The sequence below is a fragment of the Streptomyces sp. NPDC107654 genome (assembly GCF_055639035.1).
This window is the reverse complement of the sequence record NZ_JBVKBI010000037.1, coordinates 42,698-54,278: the sequence shown is the minus strand read 5'-3', so window position 1 is coordinate 54,278 and position 11,581 is coordinate 42,698. Positions and strand designations below refer to the sequence as shown.

Sequence of the window (11,581 nt, the reverse complement as noted above, 5' to 3'; positions counted from 1 at the left end):
TTCGGGTGACGGGGCCTCGCTGTGGGGCGTCCCTGGGGGAGTCCGTGCAGGTCAAGGCATAGAAAGGAGCCCTACGGGCCCGACCTTCCAAGCCCCATCGGCTTCGCCGATGACTACAGACGCGCTTCGCGCGGCGACTTACAAGAGCGGGGCGGGGCGTCTCTGAGCGGCCCTGTGCGGCTCTCGGGGCCGGATCGGCACTCCCCGACGCGGACGCCGGGATAGGCGCTCCTGACCCCCTTCACGCGCCGTCTCGGGCCTGTTTCGCATGATCCCTTCGGTGGCCGGATCGGGCATCCCCCCTGGTGGGGGCTGCCTTTCGGGTAGATCATCCACATATGTGATGCTCTCCGGCGGCCCCGCACGGGCGCCCGTCCGCGATTCGCGGACACGGGCGGCAAGGTGGCAGGCTGCCCGGCATGGCGAAGACCGATCCCGAGGCCCGCGAGCAGCTCCTGCAGGACGCCGAGGCGCTGCTGCTGGCGAAGTACAGCGGCGGCCGTGACTGGCTCGACCCGGTCCGGGTGATGCACGCGGTCCGCGCGGCCGCCGACCGGTACGGCCTCGACGACGCCGAGCAGGCGGAGGTGCCGGCCGCCGACGTCCTCGCCGCGCTCACCCAGCTCGACGAGGCGCGGGCGGCGCTGGACACCCTGGAGCGCGACCTCACCCGGGCCGCACGGCGGCGCGGGGCGTCCTGGCAGCAGGTCGCCGACTCCCTCGGGCTCGCCTCCCGCTCCAGCGCCGAGAGCCGCTTCGTGCGCCTGGAGCGCGACGCCGCCTCCTACCGCGGCGACCGCTACCCCCAGCGCCAGCGCGCCGAGCGGGCCCGCGACCGCGCCGGTGCCGCCTGGTGCCGGGACAACGCGCCGCGGCTGCGCGACGCCGTGTGGTCCCTGGCCTGCCTGGGCGACTCCTGGGCACTGCTGGCCCGCCACGCCTCCGCCGAGAAGCTGGCCGACTGGCACCGTGAGCTCGACGGCCCCGGCCTCGCCGCCCGGCTGAACGCGCTGCGCCACATCCTCGACTCGCCCGGCGCCGAGAAGCCCCCCGGCGCCGAGGCCCGCGCCGCCCGCGCCGAGGTCCTGGAGCTCCTGGCCGAACTGCGCGCCGCCCGCCACAGCGTCGACGCCCCCGGGGAATGGACCCATTGACCCCAACGGGTCCAACCGGCACTGACCTGTACCTGTCCGCGAATCGCGGACGGATGTCGGGGCGGCCGGGCAAGATCGGCGCCATGGAGGCCAACGGGGACGACGACCAGGTGCTGCGCGAGCTCGACGAGATCGGACGGCAGCGCACCGCGCACTACGAGGCGGGGCTGCGGCTGACGGCCCGGGCGCGGGAGGCGACCGCGCGGGCCCTGGCGGCCGGGGTCGATCCGGCGGAGATCAGCGAGCGGACCGGCTACCAGGCGCGCACGGTCGAGAAGTGGGAGAGCCGCGTCGAGCGGGCCCAGAAGCGCGGCCTGCTCGCCGCCCTGCTGGAGCGGTGGCGCGGCCGGGGCCGGGGCCGGGCGGACGTGTCCGCCGGGTCGTGACCGGGGCCGGCCGCGGCCGCCTCGTGACACGCGCGCGCGTGGAGTGGTTCCACGAAGTTCCACGAAGTGTTCTTTCCGCAGGTCACAGGCTTGCGCTGACGGCGGTGGAACTCCGTACGGCACGCCCGGACCACCCGTATTGAGGTGCTTTGCTCCTCGTGCGTTGCACGGCGCGGTTCCACGAGAGCGCGCCATTGGACCTGTTGGGTCCAACGGGGTCAGCCGTCTCCGGGCTGGTCGTCGTCGGGATGCGGGGCGAGTGCCCAGTGCCCCCAGCGCTTGCGGGCGGCGTCCGCGCTGATGCCGAACGGTTTGCCGATCTGCTCCCAGGAGGTGCCGGCGGCGCGTTCCTCGAGGACGCACACGCGCACCAGGTCCTGCGCGCGGGACTCGATGCCCGCGGCCGCCAGCGCGAAGATGCCGGGCCAGGCGTCCTCGCCCAGCACGGACCGGAGCAGGACCTCGCGGACCTTCTGCAGGTGGCTGTCGAGGCTGTACCCGGCGCGGGCGAGGACGTTGCGGGCGGGCTGGGCCTGCTTGGCACGGCGACGGTCGCGGTACGCCTTGTCCCGGCACCCGCGCGGCCTCGCGCAGTACCGTCGACGGGGAGAGGCGCCCTCGGGGAACGGCTGGCCGCACCACAGGCAGCGCGGACCCGGCTCAGGGCCGCTGTCGTCCATAACCGGACCGTACGTCCGCTGTCGTACGACAGCCAGGCCGCGGAGGCGGCCGTGCGCCGGGCCCAACCACGGCGGCGCACGGCGCGCTCCTCATCCGCCGGTCGGCCGGTCCAACGCTGCGACGGCGCGGCGGTCACCGTGCTCCTGGTCCTCGTCGTCCTGGTGGTCGTCGGCGGGCCAGACGCCGAACGGTCCGGGCAGGCCGGGGCGGGCGGCACCGAGCTGGGCGGCGCCGCCCTTGAGCCGATGGTGGTCGCGGATCACGGCGTGGTTCTCCTGCGGGGTCGCGGGGTCGTACCTCGTCATGGTGGCGCCGACCGGGCGGCCGTAGGGCGGGATTCGGCCCGGGGCACGCCGAGGCCCCGTCCGCGACTCACGGACGGGGCCAGGTTGAGCCTGTTGGATCTAACGGGTCTGACCAGCTCTGACGTGGACCGTCAGCCCAGTCCGAGCAGGCGCTGCAGCAGCGTGCGGCGCGGCCTCGGGGCGGGCCGACGGGGCTCGGGCCGCCAGTCGCGGATCCGGTACTCGGGGTGCAGGTTGCGCGGCTGGAGGCCGGGCGGCAAACCCTCGTACGGGATGAACAGGCACTCGTTGACGCTGAGCGGGCCCTCGCGGTCGAGGTCGGCCAGGTCGTAGTGGACGGTGGCCCGCAGCGGCCGGTCCTGCGTCGCCCTGCGGTGCCGGCGGTGGGGCGGGCGCAGCGTGCACTCCACGCTGATCCGGCTCAGCGCCCGGTCCAGGATGGTCCTGGCCTCGACGACGGTGTTCGCGCCGAAGTCGGTGTAGAGGCCCTCGGCGCACTCGCGCGGAAAGACCGGGCCCTCGGCTTCGAGGTCGGGCAGGACCAGGAAGATCCTCATGCGCAGCGGCAGGGCGGTCTCGTCGGCGTCCGGGCGGGCCTGCAGGGCGGCGTCGATCTCCCCGGCCGCCTGGCCGATGATCTCCCGCGCTTCGCCGACGGTGCCAGCGGTGAGCTTCTGGTACACGCTGTCCCCTCCTTGGGGCGTCACTGTAGGGCTGGGGTGTGTCAGCCCTGGTCGAGGTGGTCGAGGGCGCGCTGGAGCAGGGGACGGTGGGCGGCGTAGAGGGTGCGTCCGGCGGCGGTGAGCGCGGCGTCGAGGGCGTCGAGGGAGGCGAACGGCCACCAGTTGGCATCGGCCGCGTCGTCGCCCGCGACGGCGGGCACGGTGGCGGGCAGCAGGTACAGGGCGCTGGTGGAGGCCACCCACGCGTGGTCCGAGGCCCGCCAGTCGTCCACGATCGCCCGGCCGAGGATGACCGGGTGGTGTCCGGCCAGGTCCACGCCGGTCTCCTCGCGCAGCTCTCGGACCAGGGCCATCGGGGCGGTCTCGCCCGGATCGACCATGCCGCCCGGGATCGCCTCCTCCTCGAGGTCGTCGCGGGTGATCAGCAGAACCTGGCGCTGGTCGCCGGTACCCGCGACGACGATCGGGTCCGCTGCCGAGTTCTCGCCCCACCGGCCCAGATTCCGGCCGGTGCGGCCGGTGCGGCCCTGCGGGTGCAGCGGCCAGCCCCGCGCGTCCAGCTCGAAGGGGACCAGCGCGGCGGCCCGGCGGCTGTCCCAGTCGTCCACATCGGTCGGCACCGCGGCGGCCTCCGCCCAGTCGGGCACCTGCCGGGCCAGCGCCGCGGGCAGCAGCTCGGGCGGCGTGATGTCCACCGGCGTGTACCCCGGCCAGTCCACCGACCAGGAGCGCCGTCCGGCCGGGACGGTCTCGGTGCGCTCGACGACGTCCTTGGCGAGGTCGCGGTGGACCAGGTCGACGTCCAGGCCGCGGGCGGCGCAGCGCTCGGCGAGTGCGGAGGCCGCTGTCGCAGCACGGTGCCGGCCGCCCGCACAGCCGACCGCGACCGTGACCGGCTCGTCCTGGCGGGGCCCGGCGAGATACGCGTCGACCATGGCCTCGGCGGCCTGGAGCAGCTGCTCGACGCCGTCGGTGGCCATCACCGCGTCGCGCACGGCCTGGTCGTGGGCGGTGAGGTAGCGCAGCTCGGGGTTGACGTGCGGGTCTCGGAAATGGTGCCGGAGGTCGAGCTTGATGCGGGCGTCGGGCTCGGCACCGTGCAGGTAGCCGAACGAGGTGATCTCGACGCGGGGCATGCGGGTCTCCTTGTTGGAGTCATTGGGGCTAACGGGTCTAACGGGCGGCGGCCTGGTGCTTTGTGCCGCCGCCCGTCGGGGTGGGTCAGAGCCAGTGGAAGGCGCGGCGGATGTCGGAGGCGGCGCCGCCGAGGTTGTCGGCCTGGAGGCGGTCGTCGAAGTCGTACGGGTCCTCAGCCTCGTCCATGACGCGCTCGGCGGCGGCGTCGAAGACGGAGGCGAACGCCTCGTGGACACCGGCGGCCTTGAGGGCCTCGACGATCGCGTACTGGTCGGCGCGGCCGCGCTTGATGGCGTCGGCGAGCAGGTTCAGCGCGGCGGCCGCGGCCGGGGCGAGCACGGCCAGGTCCTCGCCGCCGGCGGTGGTGCCGGTGCGCTCGGCGGCGGTCTCGACGCGGGTGACCGTCGCGAGCTCCGTCGACGTCGTCTCGTTGTTCACATCGTCTCCTTGGGGAGTTCGGGGGCGGTGGGGTCGAAGACGGGCGTGCCGCCCATGTGGATCACGGCGCGGGTCCGGCCCAGCAGGGCGTTGAGGCGGTTGAGGAGCGCCCGGCCGTCGCGGGCGGTCTGGGGGTCACCGCGGTACATCTCGATGTCGCGGATCGCGTACTCCAGCCACTGGAAGTCGCCCTGCCGGACCGGGATGCGGGCCAGCTCGGGGTCGGGCTGGACGACGGAGACGGCTCCGGCACTCTGGTAGAGGCGGGCGATCACGTCGCTGTTGCGGCTGCTGTAGCCCAGGTCCGGGCGGGAGCGGCGGGTGCACTCCTCGGAGTGGAGCAGGATCCGCTCGAACTCCTCGACCTCGGCGAGGGTGATGCCGACGTACTCCACGCGCGGGGGCTCGGGGCGGGGCGGGAGGCTGCCGTGGACGATGCCGGTCGGGGTGTGGGTGGTGGTCGTGGTGGTCCTGCTGGCCTTGTTCCTGCCGAAGATCACGGTGGGCTTCTCCCGTACGTAGCGGTGGGTGGGTGGTCGGTCAGACGGTGCGTTCGAGGTAGGCGGCGGCCGCGTCGACGAAGGCGTCGCAGGCGTTCTTGGCGTCCTCGCGGGCCCGGGTGAGGGCGTCGGCGGTGGTGTACGCGTCGCGCATGGCGTAGGTGAGGGTGACCATCCGGTCGGCGGCCGCGCGGACGGCCGGGTCGGTCACGAGGACGCGCAGCGCGACCAGCGGGCGGGTGACCTTCGAGCGGGACTCCTGGGTCCGGGCACGCAGCTCGTCGACGCGCTCGGCACCGGCCTCCTTGAGGACCGCGTCGCCCCGGCGCCACATCAGGGACCGGTGGGTGCTGATCGCCTCGGCGAGGTCGGCCACGGCCGCCAGCCGGTCGCGGCGCAGCTGCTCGCCGCGCACGACGTTCTCGGTGCGGCCGGCGGCCCGCTCCTGGAACTTCCCGCTGACCACGGCGCCCAGCAGCGTTCCGACGATGGCGATGACGGCGACGAGCAGTTCCACGAGATTCCCCTCCCGGTGCGCCGGGCCCGGTTGGCCCGACCCCTTGAGAATGCCAACTCAGAGTTGGCTATGTCAATACAGAGTTGGCCAACTCCTAGTTGGCTAAAAGTGGCTGCGGCACAGAAACACCCCCGACCTGCGGCGATGGTCAGGGGTGTTAGGTCCAACAGGTCTAAAGCGGCGTGAAGTGCGCGGCCAGGTCCAGGGACCGCAGCAGCTCCGGCTCCCATCCGGTGCGGGGGATGTCGAGTGCGGACAGCCCGCTGGCCCCGAGGGCGGCGAGCTGCACACGGTGCTCGACACCCTCGCGCCACGCCTCGCGCAGTGCGTGGCGGGCCTGCTGGCGGGCGGTGCGGCCGGTGGTGGCCACCGCCTCGGCGTCGGGCAGGGCGGACAGCTTGGCGCCGGCCTTCTCCAGCATGGTCATGTACTCGGCGGCGCGCTCGGCGTCCGGGGCGGGTGGCACCAGGTGGAGCTCGGGGGCGGCGACGCCGCGGCGCAGCTGCTCCATGCGCGTGGGCAGCGGCTCCCAGCCCTCGGTGCCCGCGAGGCTGAGGTTCACCCGCTCCACGGTGCTGGTCCAGCTGCGGGCCACGCCGCGCGGCTGCAGAGCGGTGCCGGCGGGCCGGTACTGCGGGTCGATGCCCTCGGCGACGACGCCGCCGTGGTTGCCGCGCACCGACACCCACAGCCAGTCCGCGCCGCCCGTCACGTCGGTCATCAGCAGGCGGCGGACCTGGAGCCAGCGCTTGAGCGCGGCCCGGGTCGCACGGCGCAGCGGGTAGACCTCGACGGAGACGGGGGTGTCGGGGCGGGCGTTCTGCGGCCGCCGGGTGACGCGCACCTCCTCCAGGACGGGGGAGAGGTCCTCCAGGCGCAGCGCGCACAGTTCACCGACCCGCGATCCGGTGTCCAGGACGACCGAGGCCATGGCGAGCATCCGCACCCACTGGGGATAGCCATGGGAGAGCAGGCCGCCGTCGACCGTCCACAGGGTGCGGCGGCCGATGAGGTCGGACCAGGTCTCCAGGCTGGCGCGCAGGCGCTCGCGCCGGGCGATGTCGACGGGCTCCTTGCCGGGCAGCTCCCGCAGCTGGCGCAGGTGAAAGACCTCCAGGCCGATCTCGCGCTGCAGGAGCACCATCACCCCGGAGCGCACCATCGCCGTCGCCTCGCTGGTGGGCGCCGCCTCGCCCCGGTCACGCAGTTCGCCGGCGACGGCCAGGCGGTCGTACTGCAGGAGCGAGTCGCGGTCGAGGATGTCGGCCAGGTCGTCGGCAACGGTCAGCGGATGCTCGGGGTGGTGGAGCGCGCGGACCAGCTCACGGGCATGGGCGCGGATCTGCCGGCGGCGGGCCTCGGAGGGCGCCCGCTCGCACACGGCATCCACAGCCTCCCGGAGCTCGGGCAGCTCCTCCAGGACGTCGGGCTTCTTCATCACGGATCGCACGGTAGCCACGTCCGGACAGCCCCACGTCCCGAACGGTGAATTAGACCCATTAGAACCAACAGGCCCAACCGTCGCTGACGTGCGGACACACGACGGGCCCCGCCGGAGTCGGCGGGGCCCGTCGTCGCGGCCGGGAGGCCGGGGGGCTACTTCGTGACCGGCGGGCCGGTCTTGAGGTTCTTCTGGCGGCGCTGCGGGAACGGGTTGCCGTTGTTGTGCTCGCGCTCGTCGCGGCGGATCTGCGCGAGGACGGCGGCCTCCACGTACGCGGACAGCGAGATGGGCTCGTCGACGTCTTCGTCGTCCAGGGAGAGCCGCTGCAGCGCGACCACCGTGTTGCGCAGCCGGTTCATCGTGTCCGGGGTCACGTATGCCGGCACCTTCTCCTTGGTGCCCGGCGCTGCCTGCGGTGCCTTGTCGCCCAGCTCCTTGCCGAGGATGCTCCCCTGGCCGAACGGCAGTCCGTTGCTCATGCTGCTGCTTCCTCTCGCGGCGCCACCAGCATCCGACCGACCTGGTCGAAGTCGCGCGTGGTGGTCGAGCGCCTGCTGAACTCGCGGATGGCCTTGTTCTCGCCCGGCGCGGACTTCGCGTCCACGGTCTTGCGCACCGGGCACACCAGCGCGCCCGGGTAGTGCTCGGCCATCTCGTTTCCGACTTCCTTGGCGATGTTCGTGACGTCCCAGGCGGTGAGGACCGCGGCCACGACCTCGACGTCGTACTCGTCCTGCGCGTCGGTGATCGTCTTGCGCAGGGACTTGTTGGACTTGGCGTCCAGCGCGCTGACCTGGCTCGGCACGATCACCTTGCCGCCGATGGCGAGGGTGAAGGTCGAGAGCTTTCCGACCTTGGGCGGGCAGTCGACGATGGTGATGTCGACCGGCGCCTCGGAACGCTTGATCGCACGGCGCAGGGTGCGCTCCCCGGAGACGGCCGGGTCGTACTCGGCGACCGCGCAGTCCTCGTAGCTGGGGACGATGTAGATGTTCTTGTACCGCGTGTAGTAGGTCGCCTCGTCCAGGCCGACCTTCTCGTACAGCACGTCCTTGAGCGTCCGGCGGTTCTCGACGGACAGGCCCTCGGGGAAGACCGGCTCCAGCCAGCCGGACAGGCCCGCGTCCTGCGGGTCCGCGTCGATCACGCGCACGGTGTAGCCCATCGCCGCCCAGGCGCAGGCCAGCTCCAGCGTGGTGGTGGTCTTGCCCGCGCCCCCCTTGCGGTTGAAGACCATGAACACCCGGTGCTCGCCGGGGAGGATCGGGGCCGGGCCCGTGAAGGCGGCGGGGAGCAGGATCCGCGGCTTGAGCCGGTTGGCCGGCTCCGTCCACGCCCGCTCGAAGACCGTGGGCATCAGCAGCCGCTCCGGGATCTTCAGCGGTTCCAGCGTTACCTGGACCATGTCTCTCTCCTCATCCGGGCCTCTCCCCGTGCTGTCGTCACCGCCAGACCGTACCGTCTCCGCACGGCCCGTACGTGCACCGCGCCCCGGTCCGCTCGATCGGGGAAAACCGCAGGCCAGACCCCTGCCCCTAACGGGGTTGACCCTGTTGGGTCCAACAGGACCGATCGGCGCCCGCGTTGACCAGCAGGAACCGGCCCGCGTCCCCCGTGAGACCTCGCGCACGCGCCCGCGTGGGTCTGTCGCACAACGCGCGATAAGGCCGCGACGGTAGCCAGCGGCGTCCGTACGGTCCGCCGTCATGAGATCGAGCAACCGCCGCCCCGGCCGCCCCTGCCTGCTGACCCCGGAGCGTGTCGACGCCATCGTCAGGGCCTCCGCCGTCGGGGCCAACACGGTCCTGGCCGCCGAGGCCGCCGGAGTTTCCCGGGCCACCCTCGCCCGGTGGATCGCCCGCGGCCGCGCCGCCGCCGAGGCCCGCGAGGACGGACAACCCGCCGACCCGCGCGAGGACGAGTTCGTGGACCTGTACCGGCGGGTGGAACTCGCCCGCTCGCAGATGGCCACCCGGGCACTCGCCCGCGTGCTGCAGGCCGGTGCCGGGAGCCTGGTCCTGGAGGAACGCGTGCGCACCTACACCGACCCCGTCACCGGCCTGAACGTCGAGGAACGGCAGGTGCGCTACCTGCGCCCGGACTGGCGGGCGGCCGCCTGGTGGCTCGCCCGGGTCTTCCCCGAGCACTACGGGCCGAACGCCCTGAGCTTCGACCAGGTCCTCGACGAGTTCACCGCCCAGGAGCTCCACGACGAACGCGCCTGCGCCGACTCCACCGAACTCGCCAGCCTCGCCGCCCGCCTCCAGGCCGTCCTCGAACCGACCGCCGCCGACACCCCGCCCGCCGAACTCCCCGCCCCGCTCTCGCCCTCCGCCGCCTGATACTCCCGACCCACCGTCACACCAGCCTCACCCGCCCCGAAACTGCCCAACTCCGTTAACTACTGCCATCCCCCGTACTTCCACGCTGTCCCGCACACCCGCTCCGACCTTCCTGACCAACTGAGATGTGCCCACCCACTCCTTGAGGGACGAGGGGAGTGGGTGGGCACATGTCTGGGGGGCAGGACGCGCAGGTCGGAGCGGGTGTGCGGGACAGCGCCTGTCACACCCTGGTGTACAGGTGGCTTTACACCCTGGGTGGGCGCCGGGAGTTGTCCGCCGGCGAACTCCGGAGTTTCCCCACCGTCCTCTTTCGGGCGGATCTCGCGCGTTCCGGTGACCACTGTCAGACCCGCCGGATATCGTGCGAGGTGCACGGCCACGCACAGGCCCAAGCCAGCCTCAGCCCATGACTGGGAGCGATCTGAGGCGAAGGTGCCAGGACCACACGGTCCCAGCGCATCAGTGCGGAGAGCACCACCAGCTCGTCTTCGACGACGTACTTCCGTATGCCCGCGCAGGTCCACCGAGTTCTCCGCGTGCATCGGGTCATGGGTAACCGCTGCGCGCCACCGAGGAGAAACTCGTGGTCAAGAAGCACGGCAAGAAGCAGCGCGCGAAGAACCGCTCGCGCCGTACCGGAGCCGCCCACGCATCGGCGGCCGCCAACTCCCTCCACCGGCACGAGCCGCTGCCGGACATGGCGATCCTCGAGGAACTCCCGCACCGCGCAGGGCGGGAACTCGACACCGAACTCGCCGCCCGCCTCGTCGCCGCCTGCCGCACCGGCTGCAAGCCGTGTCAGCGGACGCTGGCGAAGAAGCTCCGCACCGAGCAGCGGCCGACCCTCGTCGCGCTCGCCGCGGCGGTCTACGCGACGGTGCCCACCCCCGGGTTCACCGCCTCGCCCACCACCCGGACGTGGGCGCCGCTGGCCCGGGCCGGGAAGACGGACGCGTCGGCGGCCGCCGACGCGCTGGCCGCCGTCGAGGCGATGACCGACGCGGACGCCTCCGACCTCCTGGAGGACGCGCTCGACCACTGGGCCGTGGGCGGGGCCTCCCCCGAGGAGATCGCCGACAAGGTCAAGGTCGTCCGGGACGCGCCGCCGCGCCAGCGGCCGGCCGACCCGATGGACGCCTTCCGCAAGGCCGGGATCAAGGTCTTCACACTCGACGACCTCGACCTGCCCGACGGCGTCGACCCCTACCACCTGGCCCCGAACTACGGCGTCACGCTGATGAAGACGGACACGCCCGACGGCCAGCCGATGCCGATGCTCGTGCTGTACCCAGAGACCGAGGACGCCGGGATCGAGGACCTGGAGCGCCGCACCGACTGGGAGCACTGGGGCCTGCACGGGATGCCGGACATGGACCCGCACTGGCGGGTGCGCGCCCGGATCGCCGACCGCTCCCTGCAGGGCCTGGTGCACGTCGGCCCGGACGGCGAGGACGACATCGAGCTGTGGCGGGCCGCCGAGACCGTCAGCCTGCCGGCGCAGTGGTGGAACCTGCTCGACCGCGTCCAGCACGTCCTGGTCGCCGGGCCCGTGAAGGCACCCGAGGACCCCGGCGCCCTGCAGGCCGCGGGCGACGCGGGCGAGCTCCTGGCCGTCGTCGCGCGCGTGGCGTTCGTCTGATGGCCGCCCGTGCCCGCCGTGAGCGCCCGGAACGTCCGGAGCGCAGGTACCTGCCCGGGATCGCGGACGTCCGGATCTGCGGCACCGAGGAGACCGTCAAGGCCGTCCTCGACGTCCTGGAGCGCGAGTTCCGCACCACCAGCGCCAGGGACTACGACGACGGCAAGCGCGCCTACCTCCAGCTCGACACCGGATGCACCGACCCCGACGCGGACTGAGACCGCCTCATTTCCGGTCGGAAATTTAGAACTTGCCCAGGTCACAGGCCACGGCCCCGGTGCCGTCCGGCGCGCACGCACCCGCACCACGGGAGCGCTGACCGCGCCGGTCGGTGCCGGGGGAGCGGGGGTCT

Annotated in this window: 15 protein-coding genes; 5 read left to right on the top strand and 10 right to left on the bottom strand. The window is 73.0% G+C overall.

Features of this window, described 5'->3' with window-relative positions; all coding sequences use genetic code 11:
* The first annotated feature begins 419 nt into the window (after positions 1-419).
* Positions 420-1,154: a hypothetical protein gene (locus ACZ7N4_RS36970; RefSeq protein ID WP_471367912.1), complete on the top strand. Its 735-nt coding sequence runs from the start codon at positions 420-422 to the stop codon at positions 1,152-1,154.
* 83 nt (positions 1,155-1,237) lie between these two features.
* Positions 1,238-1,540 carry a hypothetical protein gene (locus ACZ7N4_RS36965; RefSeq protein WP_471367909.1) on the top strand — a complete coding sequence of 101 codons (303 nt, stop codon included), beginning with the start codon at positions 1,238-1,240 and terminating at the stop codon, positions 1,538-1,540.
* A gap of 218 nt (positions 1,541-1,758) precedes the next feature.
* Here ACZ7N4_RS36965 and ACZ7N4_RS36960 read toward each other — a convergent pair whose 3' ends face one another.
* The 10 genes from ACZ7N4_RS36960 to ACZ7N4_RS36915 all read right to left on the bottom strand — a co-directional run bounded on the left by ACZ7N4_RS36960 (position 1,759) and on the right by ACZ7N4_RS36915 (position 8,650).
* Positions 1,759-2,220, bottom strand: a complete 462-nt coding sequence (locus ACZ7N4_RS36960; protein WP_471367907.1) for a hypothetical protein — start codon at positions 2,218-2,220, stop codon at positions 1,759-1,761.
* A gap of 90 nt (positions 2,221-2,310) precedes the next feature.
* Positions 2,311-2,526, bottom strand: coding sequence for a hypothetical protein (locus ACZ7N4_RS36955; RefSeq protein WP_471367904.1), 216 nt, complete (start codon positions 2,524-2,526; stop codon positions 2,311-2,313).
* 131 nt (positions 2,527-2,657) lie between these two features.
* Positions 2,658-3,209 (bottom strand): hypothetical protein, encoded by a 552-nt coding sequence (locus tag ACZ7N4_RS36950; protein ID WP_471367902.1) that lies wholly within the window; start codon positions 3,207-3,209, stop codon positions 2,658-2,660.
* 41 nt (positions 3,210-3,250) lie between these two features.
* Positions 3,251-4,345, bottom strand: a complete 1,095-nt coding sequence (locus tag ACZ7N4_RS36945) for a RapZ C-terminal domain-containing protein (RefSeq protein WP_471367900.1) — start codon at positions 4,343-4,345, stop codon at positions 3,251-3,253.
* Positions 4,346-4,430: 85 nt separating this feature from the next.
* Entirely contained in the window at positions 4,431-4,784 is a 354-nt protein-coding gene (locus tag ACZ7N4_RS36940; RefSeq protein ID WP_471367898.1) for a hypothetical protein, read from the bottom strand.
* Entirely contained in the window at positions 4,781-5,284 is a 504-nt protein-coding gene (locus tag ACZ7N4_RS36935; RefSeq protein ID WP_471367896.1) for a hypothetical protein, read from the bottom strand. The genes ACZ7N4_RS36940 and ACZ7N4_RS36935 overlap by 4 nt, the downstream gene beginning before the upstream one ends.
* A 40-nt stretch (positions 5,285-5,324) precedes the next feature.
* On the bottom strand, positions 5,325-5,801 hold the full coding sequence (locus tag ACZ7N4_RS36930) for a hypothetical protein (protein ID WP_471367893.1): 477 nt from the start codon (positions 5,799-5,801) through the stop codon (positions 5,325-5,327).
* 172 nt (positions 5,802-5,973) lie between these two features.
* Positions 5,974-7,239, bottom strand: a complete 1,266-nt coding sequence (locus ACZ7N4_RS36925; RefSeq protein WP_471367913.1) for a tyrosine-type recombinase/integrase — start codon at positions 7,237-7,239, stop codon at positions 5,974-5,976.
* Between the two features lie 158 nt (positions 7,240-7,397).
* Positions 7,398-7,724 (bottom strand): hypothetical protein, encoded by a 327-nt coding sequence (locus ACZ7N4_RS36920; protein ID WP_435059550.1) that lies wholly within the window; start codon positions 7,722-7,724, stop codon positions 7,398-7,400.
* Complete coding sequence (locus ACZ7N4_RS36915; protein WP_471367891.1) at positions 7,721-8,650, bottom strand: ParA family protein; 930 nt, start codon at positions 8,648-8,650, stop codon at positions 7,721-7,723. The genes ACZ7N4_RS36920 and ACZ7N4_RS36915 overlap by 4 nt, the downstream gene beginning before the upstream one ends.
* 301 nt (positions 8,651-8,951) lie before the next feature.
* On the opposite strand from ACZ7N4_RS36915, the gene ACZ7N4_RS36910 reads away from it, so the two are divergent.
* The 3 genes from ACZ7N4_RS36910 to ACZ7N4_RS36900 all read left to right on the top strand — a co-directional run bounded on the left by ACZ7N4_RS36910 (position 8,952) and on the right by ACZ7N4_RS36900 (position 11,447).
* Positions 8,952-9,587 (top strand): hypothetical protein, encoded by a 636-nt coding sequence (locus ACZ7N4_RS36910; protein ID WP_471367890.1) that lies wholly within the window; start codon positions 8,952-8,954, stop codon positions 9,585-9,587.
* A 586-nt stretch (positions 9,588-10,173) separates the two neighbouring features.
* The gene (locus ACZ7N4_RS36905; RefSeq protein WP_471367888.1) at positions 10,174-11,229 is read left to right on the top strand and encodes a hypothetical protein; all 1,056 of its coding nucleotides are present in this window, start codon (positions 10,174-10,176) and stop codon (positions 11,227-11,229) included.
* Positions 11,229-11,447 carry a hypothetical protein gene (locus tag ACZ7N4_RS36900; RefSeq protein ID WP_471367887.1) on the top strand — a complete coding sequence of 73 codons (219 nt, stop codon included), beginning with the start codon at positions 11,229-11,231 and terminating at the stop codon, positions 11,445-11,447. Before ACZ7N4_RS36905 ends, ACZ7N4_RS36900 begins: the two co-directional genes overlap by 1 nt.
* The last annotated feature ends 134 nt before the right edge of the window (positions 11,448-11,581 follow it).

What these genes read in the sequence shown, in the direction of transcription:
- ACZ7N4_RS36970 (WP_471367912.1), top strand. Translation starts at nt 420, where the DNA reads ATGGCGAAGACCGATCCCGAGGCCCGCGAGCAGCTCCTGCAGGACGCC.
- ACZ7N4_RS36965 (WP_471367909.1), top strand. Translation starts at nt 1,238, where the DNA reads ATGGAGGCCAACGGGGACGACGACCAGGTGCTGCGCGAGCTCGACGAG.
- ACZ7N4_RS36960 (WP_471367907.1), bottom strand. Translation starts at nt 2,220, where the DNA reads ATGGACGACAGCGGCCCTGAGCCGGGTCCGCGCTGCCTGTGGTGCGGC.
- ACZ7N4_RS36955 (WP_471367904.1), bottom strand. Translation starts at nt 2,526, where the DNA reads ATGACGAGGTACGACCCCGCGACCCCGCAGGAGAACCACGCCGTGATC.
- ACZ7N4_RS36945 (WP_471367900.1), bottom strand. Translation starts at nt 4,345, where the DNA reads ATGCCCCGCGTCGAGATCACCTCGTTCGGCTACCTGCACGGTGCCGAG.
- ACZ7N4_RS36925 (WP_471367913.1), bottom strand. Translation starts at nt 7,239, where the DNA reads ATGAAGAAGCCCGACGTCCTGGAGGAGCTGCCCGAGCTCCGGGAGGCT.
- ACZ7N4_RS36920 (WP_435059550.1), bottom strand. Translation starts at nt 7,724, where the DNA reads ATGAGCAACGGACTGCCGTTCGGCCAGGGGAGCATCCTCGGCAAGGAG.
- ACZ7N4_RS36915 (WP_471367891.1), bottom strand. Translation starts at nt 8,650, where the DNA reads ATGGTCCAGGTAACGCTGGAACCGCTGAAGATCCCGGAGCGGCTGCTG.
- ACZ7N4_RS36910 (WP_471367890.1), top strand. Translation starts at nt 8,952, where the DNA reads ATGAGATCGAGCAACCGCCGCCCCGGCCGCCCCTGCCTGCTGACCCCG.
- ACZ7N4_RS36900 (WP_471367887.1), top strand. Translation starts at nt 11,229, where the DNA reads ATGGCCGCCCGTGCCCGCCGTGAGCGCCCGGAACGTCCGGAGCGCAGG.